Annotated in this window: 1 protein-coding gene; it reads right to left on the bottom strand. The window is 69.9% G+C overall.

Annotated features, from left to right (window positions below):
- On the bottom strand, positions 1-346 hold a 346-nt coding region (locus tag DIE06_RS38070; RefSeq protein WP_148094401.1), incomplete at both ends, for an NAD(P)(+) transhydrogenase (Re/Si-specific) subunit beta.

Raw genomic sequence — 346 nt, forward strand, 5'->3', positions numbered from 1 at the left:
GCACGTTCATGTGCCCCGGCATGCGCCCGGCCACCGGATGGATCGCGAAACGCACGTCGACGCCCTTCTCGCGCAGCGCCTTCGTCAGCTCATGTACCGTGTGCTGGGCCTGTGCAACCGCCATCCCATAGCCAGGCACGATGATCACGCGCTTCGCATCGCGCAGCAGCTCGGCCGTTTCCATCGCGCTCACCGCGACCGCCTCGCCGGCCGGCTGCGCGGCGCCGCCGGCTGCCGCCGGTGCGCCCGCGCCGCTTCCGAACCCGCCGGCGATCACGCTGATGAAGTTGCGGTTCATCGCGCGGCACATGATGTACGACAGGATCGCACCGGACGAGCCCACCAG

The sequence above is a fragment of the Burkholderia sp. Bp8998 genome, assembly GCF_003854235.1.
Lineage (GTDB): Bacteria > Pseudomonadota > Gammaproteobacteria > Burkholderiales > Burkholderiaceae > Burkholderia.